Origin of the sequence: Bacillus sp. FSL W8-0519, from assembly GCF_038005585.1 — a bacterium.
Classification (GTDB): domain Bacteria; phylum Bacillota; class Bacilli; order Bacillales; family Bacillaceae_G; genus Bacillus_A; species Bacillus_A paranthracis.
In genome coordinates, this window is record NZ_JBBOTL010000001.1 from 4,125,890 (window position 1) to 4,144,480 (window position 18,591).

19 protein-coding genes are annotated in these 18,591 nt (G+C 36.4%); 5 read left to right on the forward strand and 14 right to left on the reverse strand.

The window, feature by feature from the left end; translation table 11 throughout:
- Window positions 1–20: 20 nt before the first annotated feature.
- A complete protein-coding gene (locus NST14_RS21690) occupies window positions 21–386 on the forward strand; it encodes a hypothetical protein (protein WP_000825406.1) in 366 nt (121 codons plus the stop codon).
- A 164-nt stretch (window positions 387–550) separates the two neighbouring features.
- Window positions 551–1,654 carry a flavodoxin-dependent (E)-4-hydroxy-3-methylbut-2-enyl-diphosphate synthase gene (ispG, locus tag NST14_RS21695; protein ID WP_011040674.1) on the forward strand — a complete coding sequence of 368 codons (1,104 nt, stop codon included), beginning with the start codon at window positions 551–553 and terminating at the stop codon, window positions 1,652–1,654.
- Window positions 1,655–1,734: 80 nt separating this feature from the next.
- On the opposite strand, the gene NST14_RS21700 is transcribed toward ispG, so the two are convergent.
- From NST14_RS21700 to NST14_RS21715, 4 genes are all read right to left on the reverse strand, one after another.
- Complete coding sequence (locus NST14_RS21700; protein WP_001054512.1) at window positions 1,735–2,148, reverse strand: Fur family transcriptional regulator; 414 nt, start codon at window positions 2,146–2,148, stop codon at window positions 1,735–1,737.
- A 13-nt stretch (window positions 2,149–2,161) separates the two neighbouring features.
- Window positions 2,162–2,995, reverse strand: coding sequence for a metal ABC transporter permease (locus tag NST14_RS21705; RefSeq protein ID WP_000613823.1), 834 nt, complete (start codon window positions 2,993–2,995; stop codon window positions 2,162–2,164).
- A complete protein-coding gene (locus tag NST14_RS21710; RefSeq protein ID WP_001059652.1) occupies window positions 2,995–3,765 on the reverse strand; it encodes a metal ABC transporter ATP-binding protein in 771 nt (256 codons plus the stop codon). Before NST14_RS21710 ends, NST14_RS21705 begins: the two co-directional genes overlap by 1 nt.
- A gap of 180 nt (window positions 3,766–3,945) precedes the next feature.
- Window positions 3,946–4,824: a YitT family protein gene (locus tag NST14_RS21715; protein WP_000435966.1), complete on the reverse strand. Its 879-nt coding sequence runs from the start codon at window positions 4,822–4,824 to the stop codon at window positions 3,946–3,948.
- A gap of 150 nt (window positions 4,825–4,974) precedes the next feature.
- Here NST14_RS21715 and NST14_RS21720 point away from each other — a divergent pair, with 150 nt between their 5' ends.
- A complete protein-coding gene (locus NST14_RS21720; RefSeq protein WP_001048963.1) occupies window positions 4,975–5,229 on the forward strand; it encodes a DUF2624 domain-containing protein in 255 nt (84 codons plus the stop codon).
- A 26-nt stretch (window positions 5,230–5,255) separates the two neighbouring features.
- On the opposite strand, the gene NST14_RS21725 is transcribed toward NST14_RS21720, so the two are convergent.
- Window positions 5,256–6,152: a deoxyribonuclease IV gene (locus NST14_RS21725; protein ID WP_000912469.1), complete on the reverse strand. Its 897-nt coding sequence runs from the start codon at window positions 6,150–6,152 to the stop codon at window positions 5,256–5,258.
- Between the two features lie 230 nt (window positions 6,153–6,382).
- Window positions 6,383–7,693, reverse strand: coding sequence for a DEAD/DEAH box helicase (locus NST14_RS21730; RefSeq protein WP_000194027.1), 1,311 nt, complete (start codon window positions 7,691–7,693; stop codon window positions 6,383–6,385).
- Window positions 7,694–7,873: 180 nt separating this feature from the next.
- Between NST14_RS21730 and vrrA the strand changes: the two genes are divergently transcribed.
- The gene (gene vrrA / locus NST14_RS21735) at window positions 7,874–8,611 is read left to right on the forward strand and encodes a VrrA/YqfQ family protein (RefSeq protein ID WP_000484140.1); all 738 of its coding nucleotides are present in this window, start codon (window positions 7,874–7,876) and stop codon (window positions 8,609–8,611) included.
- A gap of 89 nt (window positions 8,612–8,700) precedes the next feature.
- Complete coding sequence (locus tag NST14_RS21740) at window positions 8,701–9,651, forward strand: 4-hydroxy-3-methylbut-2-enyl diphosphate reductase (protein ID WP_000706669.1); 951 nt, start codon at window positions 8,701–8,703, stop codon at window positions 9,649–9,651.
- A 41-nt stretch (window positions 9,652–9,692) separates the two neighbouring features.
- Here the strand turns inward: NST14_RS21740 and NST14_RS21745 are convergent, their stop codons facing one another.
- From NST14_RS21745 to recO, 8 genes are all read right to left on the reverse strand, one after another.
- Window positions 9,693–10,814 (reverse strand): Nif3-like dinuclear metal center hexameric protein, encoded by a 1,122-nt coding sequence (locus tag NST14_RS21745; RefSeq protein WP_000036212.1) that lies wholly within the window; start codon window positions 10,812–10,814, stop codon window positions 9,693–9,695.
- Window positions 10,811–11,518 (reverse strand): tRNA (adenine(22)-N(1))-methyltransferase, encoded by a 708-nt coding sequence (locus tag NST14_RS21750; RefSeq protein WP_001006537.1) that lies wholly within the window; start codon window positions 11,516–11,518, stop codon window positions 10,811–10,813. Before NST14_RS21750 ends, NST14_RS21745 begins: the two co-directional genes overlap by 4 nt.
- Window positions 11,519–11,683: 165 nt before the next feature.
- Window positions 11,684–12,040: a cytochrome c550 gene (cccA, locus tag NST14_RS21755; RefSeq protein WP_000828141.1), complete on the reverse strand. Its 357-nt coding sequence runs from the start codon at window positions 12,038–12,040 to the stop codon at window positions 11,684–11,686.
- A gap of 385 nt (window positions 12,041–12,425) precedes the next feature.
- Complete coding sequence (gene rpoD / locus NST14_RS21760; RefSeq protein ID WP_000764060.1) at window positions 12,426–13,553, reverse strand: RNA polymerase sigma factor RpoD; 1,128 nt, start codon at window positions 13,551–13,553, stop codon at window positions 12,426–12,428.
- 59 nt (window positions 13,554–13,612) lie between these two features.
- On the reverse strand, window positions 13,613–15,409 hold the full coding sequence (gene dnaG / locus NST14_RS21765; protein ID WP_000528216.1) for a DNA primase: 1,797 nt from the start codon (window positions 15,407–15,409) through the stop codon (window positions 13,613–13,615).
- 851 nt (window positions 15,410–16,260) lie between these two features.
- Complete coding sequence (locus tag NST14_RS21770; RefSeq protein ID WP_000368943.1) at window positions 16,261–17,073, reverse strand: pyruvate, water dikinase regulatory protein; 813 nt, start codon at window positions 17,071–17,073, stop codon at window positions 16,261–16,263.
- Between the two features lie 29 nt (window positions 17,074–17,102).
- Window positions 17,103–17,735, reverse strand: coding sequence for a helix-turn-helix transcriptional regulator (locus NST14_RS21775; RefSeq protein WP_000583759.1), 633 nt, complete (start codon window positions 17,733–17,735; stop codon window positions 17,103–17,105).
- A 107-nt stretch (window positions 17,736–17,842) separates the two neighbouring features.
- Window positions 17,843–18,589, reverse strand: a complete 747-nt coding sequence (recO, locus tag NST14_RS21780; protein ID WP_000487010.1) for a DNA repair protein RecO — start codon at window positions 18,587–18,589, stop codon at window positions 17,843–17,845.
- Window positions 18,590–18,591: the final 2 nt, after the last annotated feature.

Consider the following 18,591-nt stretch of genomic DNA (forward strand, 5'->3'; position numbering starts at 1 on the left):
CTAGCAAAGGAGTGAAGAATATGAAGAGATTAGGTATATTCTTATTCGTGCTTGTTCTTGGTTATATATTTTATTACGATATAAAAATCGGCACTTTACCGATGTTAAGTTCATATAAAAAGACAAATGCGGCCGAAACGATAAAACAAGAAAGTACAAATACAAAACAAAAGAAAGAAAACAAAGCGGAAAAAGAAACAGATGTCACTTATAAAACAATTGAAGTCAAAACAGGTGATACGGTTCTTTCCATTACAGAAGCGATTAATAAGAAGAAAATTCCTTCTATCGAAAAAGTAATTGATGATTTTAAACAATTAAATAAAAATACACCTGCTACAAAAATACAACTTGGAAAGTCTTATAAATTCCCGTTATATCAATAAGCAATCACTTAATCCTTGTCAATTACATAAAGGCGCTGATACAATAGTAAAAGTGAAACCGAGCACTTCGGTTTCTATAGCCCTGTATCACGTATACTATCATTGATATAAGGGACTAAATAAGAAACTTCTTTTATAAGGAGAGCGATCTATTCGTGAATGAAATGACTCATCGTACAAAAACACGTCCAGTTAAAGTCGGTAATTTAACAATTGGCGGTAATAATGAATTAATTATACAAAGTATGACAACAACAAAAACACATGATGTTGAAGCAACAGTTGCTGAAATTAAACGTTTAGAAGAAGCTGGCTGCCAAGTCGTGCGTGTTGCTGTTCCAGACGAACGCGCAGCAAATGCTATTGCTGATATTAAAAAACAAATCAACATTCCACTTGTTGCTGATATTCATTTTGATTATCGTCTTGCTTTAAAAGCAATTGAAGGCGGCATTGATAAAGTACGTATCAATCCAGGTAACATTGGTCGTCGCCATAAAGTAGAAGCTGTTGTAAATGCAGCAAAAGAGCGTGGTATTCCAATCCGTATCGGTGTAAACGCAGGTTCATTAGAGCGTCACATTTTAGAAAAGTACGGATACCCAACTGCAGATGGTATGGTTGAGAGCGCCCTGCATCACATTAAAATTTTAGAGGACTTAGATTTCCATGATATTATCGTATCTATGAAAGCCTCTGATGTTAACTTGGCAATTGAAGCATACGAAAAAGCTGCACGTGCTTTTGATTATCCACTACATTTAGGTATCACAGAATCTGGAACGTTATTTGCCGGAACTGTAAAAAGTGCCGCTGGTCTTGGAGCAATCTTAAGTAAAGGCATCGGAAATACACTACGTATTTCATTAAGTGCTGACCCAGTTGAAGAAGTAAAAGTTGCGCGTGAACTATTAAAGTCATTCGGCCTTGCATCTAATGCAGCAACACTTATTTCTTGTCCAACTTGCGGTCGTATTGAAATTGATTTAATTAGCATCGCTAACGAAGTGGAAGAGTACATTTCTACACTACAAGTACCAATTAAGGTTGCAGTACTTGGCTGCGCCGTAAATGGTCCTGGGGAAGCTCGTGAAGCTGATATCGGTATTGCCGGCGCGCGCGGAGAAGGACTATTATTCCGCAAAGGGCAAGTCGTTCGTAAAGTACCAGAAGAAATAATGGTAGAAGAACTGAAAAAAGAAATCGACGTAATTGCTGCTGAAATGGCTGCTGAACGAGAAAAAGAAAAAGAAACACAAGAACAATAAAAAGAAGGTTGCCCACAACATTTGTGAGCAACCTTCTTTTCTACGTAAAAAAGCTCGTCAGTTATAGAACTAACGAGCTTTTACTTTGCACATTTTGGACAACGTCCGTATATTTCAAACTTATGACCTGTTACTTCATAACCATTAAAATCTTTATTCATAAAATCCATCGGGCAAGAAGTAATCTCTTTCGTCCCTCCGCAATCTAAACAAATAAAATGATGATGATGTTCCATAATAGAACATGTAAAACGAAAATGTTTTTCACCGTTTAATTCCGTTTGTTCTAAAACACCGATTTCAGCAAACACCGTTAAGTTACGATAAATCGTGTCAAAGCTAAGACCTGGATAATCATCCTTCATATGCTCTAAAACGTCCTTCGCTGTTAAATAACGATTGTGAGCTGCAAATAACCTGAGCATTTCTTCCCTTTTCCCAGTATGTTTGTATCCTTTATCTTTCATTAGGCGTAAAGCTTCTGTTAGATTCATATCTATCCCTACTTTATGCAGTTTTTTTCTTCTTCCATAAAATCGCACCAATTAAAATAAGAACTGCTATCATAACAATTGTACCACCTGGTGCTAAATCAAGTTGATACGAAGCAAACATTCCACCAATTACTGCAATTTCACCAAATAAAATGGAGAAGAAAATTGTTTGTTTAAATCCATTTGCAATACGAATACTTGCTGCAACTGGTAATGTCATTAATGATGATACGAGAAGAACCCCTACTACACGCATTGATACTGCAATGACAAGCGCAACCAATATAATGAAAATAAAGTGAATCCACTTTGCACTCAAACCGGTTGATACAGCGTATTCTTCATCAAACGATAGTAAAAATAACTCTTTGTATAATAAAGTAATCGTTACGATAACAACAATTGCTACAATGCCGATAATTATTAAATCCGTACTTGTTACAGCACTTACACTACCAAATAAATAACTAAATAAATCTGTGTTAAACCCATTTGCAAGTGAAATAAAAATAACGCCAATCCCCATTCCTGCTGAAAGAATAATTGGAATTGCTAATTCTTGATAATGTTTATATACAGTACGTAGTTTTTCAATAAGTAACGCTCCACCAATAGAAAAAATCATCCCCATATATAACGGATTTAAAAATCCCCCTGTGAAAATTGTTTTTTCTAGTAGTAAACTTGCAGCAATACCCGATAATGTCACGTGGCTTAATGCATCCGCAATAAGCGACATGCGGCGAATGACAACAAATACACCGATAAGCGGCGCAACAAGTCCTATTAAAATTCCTGCATATAAAGAGTTACGTAAAAAGTCATATTGTAAAAAATCTTGTATCATTATATCCTCCCGTGATGCTCATGCTCGTGTTCTAAACGATGAACATGGTGTCCATATAAGACGGACATTTCTGCATCTTCTAACTCTCGGAACTTTTCTACATTTCCATGGAAATGTAAATGTTTGTTTAAGCATGCAACATGTGTTACTTTCTCGGTAACAGCTCCCATATCATGCGTAACGAGAATTAATGTGATTCCTAGCCTTTTGTTTAAATCCTCTAATATCTCATAAAAACTTTCTACATTCTTCACATCAATTCCAACAGTGGGCTCGTCCAAAATAAGTAATTCAGGATCACTAACGAGCGCACGAGCAATAAATACGCGCTGTTGTTGTCCACCAGAAAGTTCTCCAATATTACGCCCTTGAAACTCACTCATTCCTACATCAGCAATCGCTTTTTCTACCTTTTTCTTATCGTTTTTCGTAAAAAAGCGAAACAGCCCTTTTTTCGAAACGAGTCCCATTGACACAACTTCAAACACAGTTGCCGGAAAACCAGAATTAAAGCTATTTGCCTTTTGCGACACATAACCAACTTTGTTCCATTCTTTAAACTTCTTACTATCAACACCAAACAAACGAATGCTTCCCTGTTTTGGCTTTAAAACGCCTAATAAACATTTTAGCAAAGTGGATTTCCCTGAACCATTTGGCCCAACTAAACCTAAAAAAGCTCCCTTCGGAACTTGCAAATTTATATCTTCTAACACATTTCGATCTTCATATCGAAATGACAATCCTTCTATTTCTAATATATTGTTCATAGCATCTCACCTATTTTAATTCAGAATGATTCCGATTTATATCTATTTGAATTATAGTACAGCTTATTATAGTTGTAAACCAATCTGCCTAAAATATATCTACTTTTTCAAGAAACCTTACTATTATAACAAAAAGCAGAGAAAAATTCTCTGCTTTCAAAAGATATTATAATTAATTTTTTAGTGAATAGCCGATTTAAACTTACCACCATTTGTCTCTTGTGTACTCATAATCGTAACAAACGCATTCGCATCAATTTCATACACAATTGATTTTAGCTTTGTCACTTCTAGACGTGTTACCACTGCATAAATAACTTCTTTTTCTTTATCCGTGTAACCGCCTTTCGCTACAAGCTTTGTAGTTCCACGACCAAGACGATGCAAAATCGCATTTGATACTTCCTCATATTGATCTGATACAATTAAAACAGCTTTCGTTTCATCTAAACCTTGAATGACTGTATCAATTGTTTTGAATGCAATGTAGTACGTCATAACAGAATACATCGCTTGTTCCACACCAAATACAAATGCTGCCCATGCAAAAATGAATAAGTTCACAAACATTACAAATTCGCCTACGGAGAAAGGTAATTTTTTCGTTAATAAAATACCCATAATTTCTGTTCCGTCCATTGATCCACCATGACGAATAACAAGCCCTACACCAAGCCCTAAAATAAGACCACCAAACACTGTCGCTAAAATTGGCTCTGTTGTAAATGGCGGAACAGCATGTAACGTTGATTCAATAAACGCTAAAGCTACAATACCGAACGCCGAAGATAACATGAACGTTTTTCCAATTTGCTTATAACCCGAATACATAAATGGGATATTGAGAATAACGACCAAAGTAGAGAAACTTAACCACCAAATATTAGGAGTAAGATAATCTAATATAAGAGAAATACCAATAATTCCACCATCAATAATTTTATTTGGCATTAAAAATAATTCAATCGCTACCGCTGCGCATGCTGCTCCAAAAATAATCATAACTAAACGATACATAAGATGGATAACACTTTCTTTTCGATGTTGCTTCTGCTCCATAAGTCCTCCCTTATACTCTTTTTCTATAGTTTTGTCCTTATATTATAACATACGCTTCTTTTTCTCATGAAAAAAGAAGCTCTATATGAATATGTACAAGCTACGTACTCATATATTTCGATAGAAGAACGTGTGAAGGAGGATAACTCGATGAACCTCATTAAACAACTTGTAAATAAAAAATTAAATCATATTTCTACAAAGGAATTATTGAAATATAGTAAAGAATATGATGTTCCAATTACGACTGCACAAGCTGATCAAATTGTTGGACTTATGAAAGGAAAGAATATTAACATTTACGATAATGACGAACGACTAGCGCTCTTAAAACAAATAGCTCAAGTAACCTCGCCCGCTACTGCCCAACAAGTAAATACTTTATTTCAACAACTACTAAAATAAGGAGGGGATATTCCCCTCCTTATTGCTTATTGCGCTTTAATTTTCTCAAGAAGTCCTTCATCAAAAGTACCATTTTTCAGCATTTCGATTTCCAATTTATATGGCGGCTTCTTGTCCTTTTTATCTTCACCTACATATGGTGTTTCCAGAATTTTTGGTACGTGCATTAATTGCGGATGATGCACAATATGATGCAATGCTTTATAACCGATATGACCGAAACCGATATTTTCATGACGGTCCTTTCCTGCGCCGCGTACATTTTTACTATCATTAATATGAAGTACTTGTAAACGATCGATACCAACAATCTTATCAAATTCGTTTAATACACCGTCAAAGTCATTTACAATGTCATATCCTGCATCGTGCGTATGACACGTGTCAAAGCATACCGATAGTTTTTCATTATATGTTACACCATCAATAATTTTGGCAATTTCTTCAAAGCTACGGCCGCATTCTGTTCCTTTTCCTGCCATCGTTTCTAACGCAATGTTCACCGTCTGATCTGGCGTTAATACTTCATTCAGTCCTTTAATAATTTGTTGAATGCCAGCGTCTGCCCCTGCACCAACGTGCGCACCTGGGTGAAGAACGATTTGTTTTGCCACACCTAATGCTGATGTTCTTTCAATTTCCATACGAAGGAAATCTACACCTAATTGGAATGTTTCTGGCTTCGTCGTATTTCCAACATTAATAATATATGGCGCATGTACGATAATCTCTTCGATACCGTTTTGTTCCATATGTTTTCTTCCTGCTTCTATATTCAATTCTTCAATTGGTTTTCTTCTCGTATTTTGCGGTGCACCTGTATAAATCATAAACGTCGTTGCACCGTATGAAACAGCCTCTTCACTTGCTGCTAATAACATTTTCTTACCACTCATAGAAACATGAGATCCAATCTTTAACATACAATCACCTCTTCAATATACAATAGATATAATGATAGCATAATTTGTAGAAATATGTAGTGAATTGTTTGTTCACAAAAAACGCACTACATAAATTTATACGACTATTTAAACAGACTATACTCTTCATTTACATTATCTAGATGAAGCGAAACTTTAATCAATATTTTCTATCCATATTGATTACGGCTCTCACAAATAGCTGGATAAAAAAAGATAAGGGAAATCCCTTATCTTTTTTTATTGCTATATTTTCTTTTCACTTTGTCACGTTCTGTTGCAAGTTTACGTTTATAGTTTGGTTTTACTTTTTTCGGTTTTTTAACAACTTTCGTTGCCATAACATCAAGTTCATCATTTGGTTTTTTACGGCTCTTACGACGACGACGTTCACCTAAATCCGCCCACTCATCTCCACGTAAATCTACATGTTTAAACTCGATATGACGTTGTTTTTCTAAACTATCTAACGCTTCTTCGTTTGCTGGATCATAAATCGTCACTGCAATACCTGAATAGCCTGCACGTGCTGTTCTTCCCACTCGGTGAACGAAGAAATCTAAATCTGATGGAAGTTCGTAGTTAATAACATGACTAATTCCTTCAATATCAATACCACGAGCTGCTAAATCAGTTGCAACAATATATTGGAATTCAAGGTCACGAATTTGTTTCATCATTTTTTTACGATCACGAGGTGATAAATCTCCGTGAATTCGTCCAACTTTTAAGCCGCGTTCCGTTAATCCGTCAGCAACTTGATCTGCCATTTTCTTCGTATTCGTGAAAACAACTGCTAAATACGGCTTAAATTGTAGCAACATTCTTTTCACTAAATCGATTTTGTTACGATGTTTAGAAGGCACTAAATAATGCTCGATATTTCCAGCCGCAACTTGTTTTGGATTGATATGAATATGCTCTGGATTCTCCATGTATTTCTTCAGAAACGGTTTTAGTTTTTGAGGAATTGTTGCAGAGAAAACCAACATTTGCAAGTTTTTAGGCATGCGTGCTGCAATCTTATCTACATCATGAATGAATCCCATATCAAGCATTAAGTCTGCTTCATCGACAATAATTGTATTTGCTTTATGAACAAACAGTGCTTGTTCTTCTACTAAGTCTTTAATACGTCCTGGTGTTCCAACTACAATATGAGGTTGTTTTTTCAACTTTTCAATTGATCGTTGTTTATCAGTTCCACCAATTAAACAACGTGCTGTAATCATTTGATCTTCCGCACAGAACTTTGTTAATTTCACGATTTCTTCGTAAATTTGTTGTGCTAACTCACGAGTAGGCGCTGTAATAACAAGTTGTACTTCTTCACGACCTGGGTTAATTCTGTTCAATGTAGGAAGTAAGTATGCATGTGTTTTCCCAGAACCTGTTTGGGATTGTCCAATTACACTTACACCTTTTTTCACGACCGGGAAAATTTTCTGTTGAATTCCTGTCGGCTCTGTAAAGCGTAGTTCACGAACTGCATCTATTAAAAATGGTTTAAAATCATACTGTGTAAAAGTTTGTTGTGTCATAAGTTACACCTTCTTTCTAAATTTCTACTGCGCGCACAAATCAGTCAAGTCTACATTATATCGAAATCTACAAGTAAAATCCATCTTTAGTTTAGGTTTTTACTTCAAAAACTAACCTTCTTCCCTCTTATTGCATATTGTATGTGTATATACCTAACTGAAGAAAGGAGGATTTCTCACATGTTTCCAAAATCCCCCATGAGGCAAATGTATCCGAATCCAGGGCAGCAACCTTATACACCATATCCAATTCCACAACTACCACCGATGGCACAAAAAAAGAAAGGATTTCTTGCTAAACTCTTTAAAAAACACGATCCAACCGAAGCTTTCATGCAAATGGTTCCGCCTTATCGACAAATGGAAGGACCGCCAATGATGCACCAGCAACCGCCACCTCAATATCGACAGCAATATCAGCAACAATACCAACACCAATACCCGCAACAATATCAACAGCAATATCAACCATACATGCAGCAACATCCCGAGCAAATGATCCCTCCTCAAATGTATGAATCAAACGACACGCGCGGCGGTGCAGCAAATACAGACACATCAAGTAGCGGCATCGGTAGTTTTTTTTCGAATTTAATTTCGAATCCAACTAATATGATAAATAATATCGAAAAAGTATCACAAGTCGTTCAATCTGTAAGCCCTGTCGTCGAACAGTACGGTCCCATTATGCGTAACCTACCAAGCATTGTTAAAATTCTAACCTCTGGAAAAAGTACGGAAGAAAATCCAACCGAAGATCAAACTGAAGACGTAACAGAAAAGGTTGAGGTAGCAACTCCACATCCTCCATCCAAAAAAAGAAAAAGAAAAAAAATGGTGATTGAGCCAGTCATAGAAAAAGAAGTACGAGAGGAGCCTGTTCAAAAAATAGCAACAAAACCAAAACTATATGTGTAACAATCCTTTGTTTTCTATCCACTCCTCCTTTATAATGTAAAAGACTATGCACAAAAGTATCCCTTGTTTAGAAGGAGAGGATTACTCGTATGAAAATTGTTAAAATTTCCCCTCGTGGTTATTGCTACGGTGTTGTGGACGCGATGGTTATTGCACGTAACGCCGCATTAGATACATCATTACCAAGACCTATTTATATTTTAGGTATGATTGTTCACAACAAACATGTAACAGATGCGTTCGAAGAAGATGGCATCATCACACTAGATGGTCCAAGTCGATTAGACATTTTAGATAAAATCGATTCTGGTACTGTTATTTTCACTGCACACGGTGTTTCTCCAGAAGTTAAACAACGTGCAAAAGAAAAAGGTTTAACAACAATCGATGCCACTTGCCCAGATGTTACAAAAACACATGACCTTATTGAAGCAAAGAAAGCTGAAGGTTACCATGTCATTTATATTGGCAAAAAAAATCATCCAGAACCAGAAGGCGCAGTTGGTATCGCACCTGACATCGTTCATCTTATCGAAAGAGCCGATGATTTAAAAACATTAGAAATTCCAACGGATAAAATTTTAGTTACAAATCAAACAACGATGAGTCAATGGGATGTTCAACATTTAATGGAGGACATTCAGAAGAAATTCCCAACAGCAGAGTTCCATAAGGAAATTTGTTTAGCAACTCAAGTTCGCCAAGAAGCGGTTGCCAAACAAGCTGATGTTGCAGACTTAACAATTGTTGTCGGTGACCCGAAAAGTAATAACTCAAACCGTTTAGCACAAGTATCGCAAGAAATCGCTGGTACGAAAGCATACCGCGTTGCGGACGTAAGTGAAATCAAATTAGAATGGCTACAAGGTGTCGAGAACGTAGCTGTTACAGCAGGTGCTTCTACTCCAACACCAATTACAAAAGAGGTTATCGCTTTCTTAGAGCAATATGACCCAATGAATCCTGCTACATGGGAAAGAGTTCGAAAAGTACCGTTACAAAAAATATTACCTCGTGTAAAAGTGAAAAAAGAACAATAATAAAAACCGTTGCCTATATGAGCAACGGTTTTTTATTTTTCTTATACAAATGTAAATGGATCTGTATGTAACTGCGAAGCATGAATATGTACATTCAGTTTCTTTGCATCTGCTTTTTCTTGTAATTGCTTTTGTACACCTTGCTTCATTACCTTTTCAACGTTATGTCCTGGGTCGACGATATTTAAACCGAGCATCATCGCATCATGGGCAACATGATAATACATGTCACCTGTTACATATACATCCGCACCTTTAAATTTAGCTTGATTGATGTATTTGTTACCATCGCCACCAAGTACAGCTACTTTGCGCACTTTATCCTCTAATTTCCCAACAACTCGTGCACCCTTTACATCTAACGATTGCTTTACATGTTCCGCAAACTGTCCAAGTGTCATTTCTTCTTGTAAATACCCTATTTTTCCAAGCCCTAACGTTTCACCTTTGTTATCAAGTGGATACACATCATAGGCTACTTCTTCATATGGATGTGCTGTTACCATTGCTTTAATCACTTTTCGTTGTAGTGAAGCTGGAATAATCGTTTCGATCCGCACTTCTTCTACGCGCTCTAACTGTCCAGTTTCCCCGATATAAGGATTTGTCCCCTCTTGAGGTACAAACGTACCTGTACCCTCGCTATTAAACGTACAGTGACTATAATTGCCGATATGACCAGCACCTGCGTCTCCTAATGCTTTTCGTACTTCTTCTGCATGAGTTTCAGGCACAAACACAACAATTTTTTTCATTTCTTCTGCATATGTCGGTGCCAAAACTTCTGTATTTTGCAATCCTAACGCCTCAGCAAGTAAATCATTTACCCCGCCCTTAGCAACATCCACATTTGTATGTGCGGCATAGATTGCAATATCATTTTTAATACACTTTTCAATAATTTTCCCATATGCCTTATCTGTATGAATCGCTTTTAGCGGGTTAAAAATTAAAGGATGATGCGCAATAATGACATTCGCTCCTAATTGAATTGCTTCATCCACAACTTCTTCCGTTACATCTAACGCAATTAATACGTGCTGCACGGGTTTATTAAGCGCTCCAATCTGCAAGCCAATCTTATCTCCTTCCATCGCCAAATGCTTCGGATACATACTTTCAAATAACGAAATAATTTCATGGCCATTTGGAATTTTACTCATGATAAAACCTCCCCTATCATTTTCATTTTCGCTTCTACTTCCGCACGCTTCGCTTTTGTTTCTTCAGAATCAGCCGCACGTTCTAACTGCTTTAAAATATTTTGGAAGTTTTTTAATTCTCCTTCCCACTTTTCAACGAAAGTTTCACTTTTTTCTTTCATTAAAAATGGTCCCATAAATAATTCAGCCTGTTTATTTTCAGAGTAAGGAACCGTGATATTTCCTCGCTCCCCTACTAAAATCTCGTAAATTTTCCCATCTTCTTTTACGATTTTTTCATGGATAAGCTCCCATCCATTCGCAATAAACCATTCACGAATGTGATGCGCTGCAATATTCGGCTGTAAGATTAAACGTGTTACACCTTCTAATTTTTCTTTACCACTTTCTAAAATATCACGAATTAACGCTCCGCCCATTCCGGCAACCGTAATTACATCTACTTCTCCTGGCGCGATAACAGCTAATCCATTCCCTTTACGCACATCTACTTTATCTTGTAAGCCACTTTCAGCTACAGTTGCCTGCGCAGAGCGAAATGGTCCATCTACAACCTCTCCAGCAACTGCTTTAGTAGCAATATTATTTATAATTGTATAACACGGTAAATACGCATGATCCGATCCAATATCGGCAACTGTAGATCCTACTGGTATTTCACGCACAACTTCTTCTAATCGTTTTGAAAGCTTTACTTCATTCATGTATTTCCATTACTCCTTCTCTTGTCAGTCTGTCTCCATGATAATGAATTTATAGTAGTTGTTGCAAGCCTATAACAACAATTCACTTCTCTATCATTCATCGTATTTTAGAAAATATAGAAAAACAAGCCTTTTACTTAAGCAAAAGGCTTGTCATACGGAACTTTATTTTTTCTTCGATAACCAATCAGCTACTTTAGCGGCTTGATCAGCTGGAACTATATTCGCTGGCATATTGCCTTTTCCTTTCGAAAGAATTTCTTTAATTTCATCCTTTGAAAGTTTCCCACCAATTTTTTGTAAATTAGGTCCTACCGCCCCTTGTAATTGATCACCGTGGCAGCTCGTACAGCTTTGCTTCACAATATCCTCTGGCTTGGATGCTGTTTGTGCTGGCTTCCCGCCATTTTTTGCATCAGCTAACTCTTTAGATTTATTTAGCCCCTGAAATGAAAATACAAACATAACGATAATACCCAATGCTGCAATAAGAGCGAACGGAATCAGCGGATTACGTTTCATATCTCTTCTCCCCCCTCTATACCCCTAAATAGTTAGATGATTCAGTCATTTCCATTGTACTTGAAAACGCTCTATCAGAAAAGAGTAAACTACTAATCGTTAAAAATATTCCATAAATTCAGTTTATTGTTTTTTATTGTTATATCGCTTATTATTTCGATAATTATTAACGTTTCTCATCATATTTTTCACTTTTCTACATATATTTTTGTATAGAATAAACAAAATTAATCGAAAAATCGAAAAATGAGCATTTGCAAATCAAAAGACAATTCTGTAAAATAAATTACAAGAAATTGTAATCGTTGCTGACAGCTAAAGTTTAACAAAAATTAACAAAATAAAAAAGTTTACTTCACAAAAGTGAAGTAAACTTAAAGGTAGCCTATTCTAAGAAATCCTTAAGACGCTTACTACGGCTTGGATGTCTCAATTTACGAAGTGCTTTTGCTTCAATTTGACGGATACGTTCTCTCGTTACGCCGAATACTTTCCCAACTTCTTCAAGCGTACGAGTTCGTCCATCATCTAAACCAAAACGAAGACGTAGAACATTTTCTTCACGATCTGTTAGTGTATCTAACACATCTTCTAATTGTTCTTTTAGCAATTCATACGCTGCATGGTCCGCAGGCGATGTTGCTTCTTGGTCTTCAATGAAATCACCTAAATGGGAGTCATCTTCTTCACCAATCGGTGTTTCAAGAGAAACTGGCTCCTGTGCAATTTTCAAGATTTCACGTACTTTTTCTGGAGCAAGATCCATTTCTTCACCAATCTCTTCAGGAGATGGTTCACGTCCTAAATCTTGTAATAATTGACGTTGTACACGAATTAACTTATTAATCGTTTCAACCATATGAACTGGGATACGAATTGTTCTTGCTTGGTCTGCAATCGCACGTGTAATTGCTTGGCGAATCCACCAAGTTGCATACGTACTAAATTTGAAACCTTTACGATAATCGAACTTTTCAACCGCTTTAATTAGACCCATATTCCCTTCTTGGATTAAGTCTAAGAAAAGCATACCACGGCCCACGTAGCGCTTTGCAATACTTACTACAAGACGTAAGTTTGCTTCTGCAAGACGACGTTTCGCTTCTTCATCGCCTTCTTCAATACGCGTTGCAAGTCGAATTTCTTCTTCTGCAGATAGTAAATCTACACGACCAATTTCTTTTAAATACATACGAACAGGATCGTTGATTTTAACCCCTGGTGGTACACTTAAATCATTGAGGTCGAATTCTTCTTCCGATTTTGCTATTTGGCGATTATTAGGGCCTTCGTCGTTGTCATTGTCGCCAACTAAGTCAATCCCTTGTTCACCTAAATATTCATAGTATTCATCCATTTGATCGGATTCAATTTCAAATCCATTCATGCGTTCTGCAATCTCTTCATATGTAAGAACGCCACGTTTTTTTCCGAGCTCAGTGAGTTGTTCTTTCACTTGCTCAAGGGTCATTTCAGTTTCAATTTGTTTAGAACGAGCTGGTTTGTCAGCCATCTGTTCCCCTCCTTACGCGAGATACAAACATTCATTATACTAAAAATTTATCAAAAAAGCTATTTTCTCGCTTTTTGATTTTGTAAATATGCTACATAATATTTAGCAGCCTCTACAGGATCTGTTTTTTCCATTTGTTTTATCTTGAAGATGATTTCCATCTTTTCAAGTTTTTCTTGATGACGTCTAAGCGTCTCCAAATGGCCTTGTAACACTTCTTCTGTGTATTCTGGATTAATAAATTCATCCGTCGAAATATCAGTAATAATATTTTTCAACTTTTCATCAGAGAGCCAACTTAAAAATGTTCCGACTGAAGGTTCATTTCCCTTTTCATAATATGCGTATAGTTCATATAAAATCCCTTTATGTTCTTCTGTATGAAAATCTTCTATGTGGGATTCCATACGAACGGCCACTTCTGGACTTTGCAACATATGGTAAATAATTTCTCTTTCTGCCCTTTCAAAACCTGTTAACTTCGGTTTTGTTTGAACAATTTGAGACGGCTTAGAAACCTGCTTTACTTGTTTTTGCTGTACCTTTTGTTCTTTGCGATATTGGTGCAATTGATTCAAAAGTGTTTCCATTGAATACGAAAATTCTTGCGATAATGACTTCAAATATGATTCTGCCTGCATCGCATCCTGTAACAACGATAACTCTTTTAAAACACTTTTCACATACTCTTCTTTGCCCGACTCATCTTGCAAATTTTTCCCTAAACGCAAATAATTTATTTTAAAACCAACAAAACTTATACTTGATTTCACAAGATTTTCAAAAGCAGTTGTCCCATATTGTTGCACATATTCATCAGGATCAAGCTTATCTGGCAAGGATGTAACTTTCACTTGGCAACCAACTTGCAACAATAATTGCCCTGCTTTCATCGTCGCTTCTCGCCCTGCTTTATCACCATCATAGCAAAGAACAACAGTTTCAACGTTACGTCGCAGAAGTTTTGCTTGTTCTTCAGTTAAAGCTGTTCCCATTGTCGCAACAGCTTCTTCCACACCACTTTTTACCGCAGCTAGTACGTCAGCATACCCTTCAAAAAGGACCACTTGCCCACGTTTTCTAATAAACGGCCTCGCTTGGTGGAAGTTATACAACAATTTACTTTTGTGAAAAATTGGTGTTTCTGGGCTATTTAAATATTTCGGAGTGTCATCTCCTAATGCCCTTCCACTAAACGCTATCACTTTACCTTGTAACGTATAGATTGGAAACATAACTCTTCCACGGAAGCGATCATAATGACTACCATCCTTCTCGCTTCTTATGAGAAGACCAGCTTGTTCCATACTTGATAGCGATAAACCTCTTTTTTGTAAGATTTTCGTTGCTGCATCCCAAGCAGGTGACGCATAACCAATTTCAAACTTCTCAATCATCTCTTTTGTAATACCACGTTTTAACAAATACGAAAGTGCTTCATTTCCTTCTTCTGTATTTACTAATAAATGATGATAATACTTTTTCAAAAGTTCATGAGCCTGTTGCATGATGACAGTGTCATCAGATATGTCTTCTTGTTGTCCTTGCCCTGATGTATACTCTGCAACCGCAATTCCATTTCTTTCACCTAGCTTTTGAACAGCTTCGGTAAAAGCCAGTCCTTCCATTTTCATTAGAAAGGAAAATACATTTCCACCTTCTCCACATCCGAAGCAATGAAAAATTTGCTTGTCAGATGAAACAGAGAATGAAGGAGAATTCTCACCATGAAACGGACAAAGGCCGAAATAGTTACGTCCCTGTTTTCTAAGTTGAACGTATTCACCAATCACTTCGACAATATCGGATGATGTCCGAATTTGTTCAACAACTTCTTCAGGAATTCTGTTCCCCATAACTCCATCTCCGTGTCGTATTTTGTATTCGATATAAATTAAAAAATTCCTTTATAATTCGACAATATTTTTTCTAAACTTATTAGAAAATGTTGTCGATCACGTTATCAAGCGATTTTGCAGACCCTTTTCTGCGTAACTTCGCAGATACGTACCTACTATATAAAATTGTATCCATTTGCTCATCTATTACAAATGTACCTCATGGAGACAATACATATGCACTTTTTCATAAGAAGACTAGCAAGCATCATATCCTATGTGATCACGAGATCTGTTTTTTGCATGTTGATACATATAAAGAAATCAACTTTTGCTTATTCAGCATCTACATAGATCCAAATTCCCTCGCTGCTTCCTTAAACGATGAGCATACGATGTGACAAACAAAATTTTGACATGAAATTTCGTTCCAGCTCGCACAATTGTCAGCCTTCACAGTATATGCATCTGCATCAACTCATACCATATTGATGTTTTGCATATTTCTGTATTCTACATCCCTTCTGCGAATCCTTCCATAATGTGCGTTTTCTTGTATAGATTTTGTCGATTTAACGTAATTACATGTCATTTCTTAAATCCTATCCCTAGTTTATTCTGAAAAATTAAAGTCTAAACGTAAAATATAGGTTTTTATCACAATTTTTTATTATAATATATTTTCTTCAACTACGCTACATATCCCTTTATTTTTTCATCTTCTATTTCAGGATAGCGAAACCCTACCTTTAGCATAATAAAAAGACCGAAAAATATAAGCATAACCACTTCGCTATCATCTATTACGAAATCAGCAGGCACTGTGTTTCTCACGAGCGAAAAAAGCACATTCACCTTTGGTAAATGTGCTAAAACATTTTTTGGTTTTGCACTGCATTCACAATAATGTTAGCTGTTTCTTCAATCGCTTTGTTCGATACATCAATTACTTGACAATTTATTTTACTAACTACATTCTCAAAGTGATCAATCTCTTCTTTAATACGATTAATATTGGCATATGTTGCTCCATCACTTAGTCCAAGTGATTTCAATCGCTCTTTTCGAATATGATTTAACTTCTCTGGCGTAATTTTCAAACCGAAGCATTTTTCTTTAGCCACTTGATATAATTCTTCAGGCGGATCTACTTCTGGTACTAGTGGTACGTTGGCAACTTTCAAACGTTTGTTATGAGCTAAATATTGAGAAAGTGGTGTTTTTGATGTGCGCGAAATCCCAATTAACACGATATCTGCTTTTAAAATACCACGTGCATCTCTACCATCATCATACTTCACAGCAAACTCAATCGCTTCAATCTTTTTAAAGTATTCTTCATCTAACCTACGAACAACACCAGGCTCATATCTAGGCACTTGCCCGGTAATTTCTTCAATTTGATCGATTAGAGGACCAATAATATCATATGCCTCTACACCTTCTTTTGCAGCCTCTGTCACTAAATATTGGCGCATGTCAGGCTTTACTAACGTAAAACAAATAAGTGCTTGATTGCTCTTAGCAATCGAAATCACTTCTTTTAATGTCCCTGTATCTTCTACATACGGCACACGTCTAATATCAGGAGCAAATGGGAATTGCCCCATTGCTGCTCGAACAACCAAATCAGCCGTTTCTCCTACAGAGTCAGATACGACATATACGATTTTATTATCCATTACATTACCTCACTTTAAACAAATTACACTTATTCGTTATTTACTAAGTTTACAAACGCACGTGTAATATTTGTTTTTGTAATTCGTCCAACCACTTCTAAACCTTGTTTCGTATCTTTTACAACTGGCATCGCATCAATCTGTCTTTCTATTAATTCCATCGCAATATCATATAAAGAATCTTCTCTACGACACATCGCAATGTTTGGCATCCTTGTCATGATAATATTAACCGGAAGTGAGGTTAAATCCTGCTTCCCTAAGCTAGCTCGTAATAAATCTTTACGAGATACAACGCCTACTAATAGAGTCGATTGATCTACAACGAATAATGTACCTACATCCTCTAAAAACATAGTACAAATCGCATCGTATACCGATACATTTTTATCAATTACAACCGGTCTAGATTGATAATCTTGTACTTTAATTTTCTTAACAGCTTCAGATAATAACTGCCCCCCAGTTTTACCCGTATAAAAATAACCTACGCGTGGACGTGCTTCTAAATAACCAGCCATCGTTAAAATTGCTAAGTCTGGTCTTAGCGTTGCACGTGTTAATCCCAATTGCGCAGCAATTGACTCCCCTGTAATAGGACCGTGATCTTTTACAATCTGAATGATATGTTCTTGCCGTTTATTCAGCTCTATGATAATCACCACCTTTAATGCACAACGAAAAAAGTTATACTATCTCTTAAATATTATATACTAAATATGCTATTCGAAAAAGAAAGGATGTAAAAAGGACCGTATACGGCCCCAAATTATATTTGAAACTTATCAAGTTGTTCTAAGAAACGTCTTGATTTCAAATAAATCCCGCAATATTCATCATAATATGTATTCAATACTAAACGCATTTGTTTTTTTGTGCTATCCTTCACTGATACATTGCCAAGTCTATGTAAATCGAAGTGGTAGAAAAGACGTAATAATTTATGAACGGCTTCCCCCACTGGTATACGATACTGATCTTGCTCAGCATGACGTGAGCACAGAAAACCGCCCTCCCTAACAGAGAAGGCGACAAAATCTGTTTCTTGATGACAAATCGCACATGTATCAAAGTACGGGCGCATCCCTAATACCGGAAGCATTTTCGTTTGATAAATTAATGATAATACTTCTGGATCAACACCCTCACACATATAATGCAACGTTTGATATAACATTTCAAATAAATATGGATTATGTTTTTTATCTTCTGTTGCTTTATCAGTTAACTCAACAATAAATGATGCATAAGCAGTTAAAAATATATCCTCGCGAATTTCTTTCATAGTTGAAATAATCTCGCCTTGTTGCAAAGTTCCAAGTCCAGATCCCATTTGAATAAGAAAATGACCATGTGTCATAAGTTGCGAAACAGATGCTAACCGGCTTTTCGGTTTTTTCGCTCCTCTTGCCATTGCACTTACCTTACCCAATTCTCTTGAGAATATTGTAACAATCTTGTTCGTTTCTCCGTAATCTGTCGTACGGATAACGATGCCCTCAACTTTTTGAAACATGT

Bases quoted from the DNA above. Each gene is read 5' to 3' on its own strand.
- NST14_RS21690 (WP_000825406.1), top strand. From the start codon at position 21: ATGAAGAGATTAGGTATATTCTTATTCGTGCTTGTTCTTGGTTATATA.
- ispG (WP_011040674.1), top strand. From the start codon at position 551: ATGACTCATCGTACAAAAACACGTCCAGTTAAAGTCGGTAATTTAACA.
- NST14_RS21700 (WP_001054512.1), bottom strand. From the start codon at position 2,148: ATGAATCTAACAGAAGCTTTACGCCTAATGAAAGATAAAGGATACAAA.
- NST14_RS21705 (WP_000613823.1), bottom strand. From the start codon at position 2,995: ATGATACAAGATTTTTTACAATATGACTTTTTACGTAACTCTTTATAT.
- NST14_RS21710 (WP_001059652.1), bottom strand. From the start codon at position 3,765: ATGAACAATATATTAGAAATAGAAGGATTGTCATTTCGATATGAAGAT.
- NST14_RS21715 (WP_000435966.1), bottom strand. From the start codon at position 4,824: ATGGAGCAGAAGCAACATCGAAAAGAAAGTGTTATCCATCTTATGTAT.
- NST14_RS21720 (WP_001048963.1), top strand. From the start codon at position 4,975: ATGAACCTCATTAAACAACTTGTAAATAAAAAATTAAATCATATTTCT.
- NST14_RS21725 (WP_000912469.1), bottom strand. From the start codon at position 6,152: ATGTTAAAGATTGGATCTCATGTTTCTATGAGTGGTAAGAAAATGTTA.
- NST14_RS21730 (WP_000194027.1), bottom strand. From the start codon at position 7,693: ATGACACAACAAACTTTTACACAGTATGATTTTAAACCATTTTTAATA.
- vrrA (WP_000484140.1), top strand. From the start codon at position 7,874: ATGTTTCCAAAATCCCCCATGAGGCAAATGTATCCGAATCCAGGGCAG.
- NST14_RS21740 (WP_000706669.1), top strand. From the start codon at position 8,701: ATGAAAATTGTTAAAATTTCCCCTCGTGGTTATTGCTACGGTGTTGTG.
- NST14_RS21745 (WP_000036212.1), bottom strand. From the start codon at position 10,814: ATGAGTAAAATTCCAAATGGCCATGAAATTATTTCGTTATTTGAAAGT.
- NST14_RS21750 (WP_001006537.1), bottom strand. From the start codon at position 11,518: ATGAATGAAGTAAAGCTTTCAAAACGATTAGAAGAAGTTGTGCGTGAA.
- cccA (WP_000828141.1), bottom strand. From the start codon at position 12,040: ATGAAACGTAATCCGCTGATTCCGTTCGCTCTTATTGCAGCATTGGGT.
- rpoD (WP_000764060.1), bottom strand. From the start codon at position 13,553: ATGGCTGACAAACCAGCTCGTTCTAAACAAATTGAAACTGAAATGACC.
- dnaG (WP_000528216.1), bottom strand. From the start codon at position 15,409: ATGGGGAACAGAATTCCTGAAGAAGTTGTTGAACAAATTCGGACATCA.
- NST14_RS21770 (WP_000368943.1), bottom strand. From the start codon at position 17,073: ATGGATAATAAAATCGTATATGTCGTATCTGACTCTGTAGGAGAAACG.
- recO (WP_000487010.1), bottom strand. From the start codon at position 18,589: ATGTTTCAAAAAGTTGAGGGCATCGTTATCCGTACGACAGATTACGGA.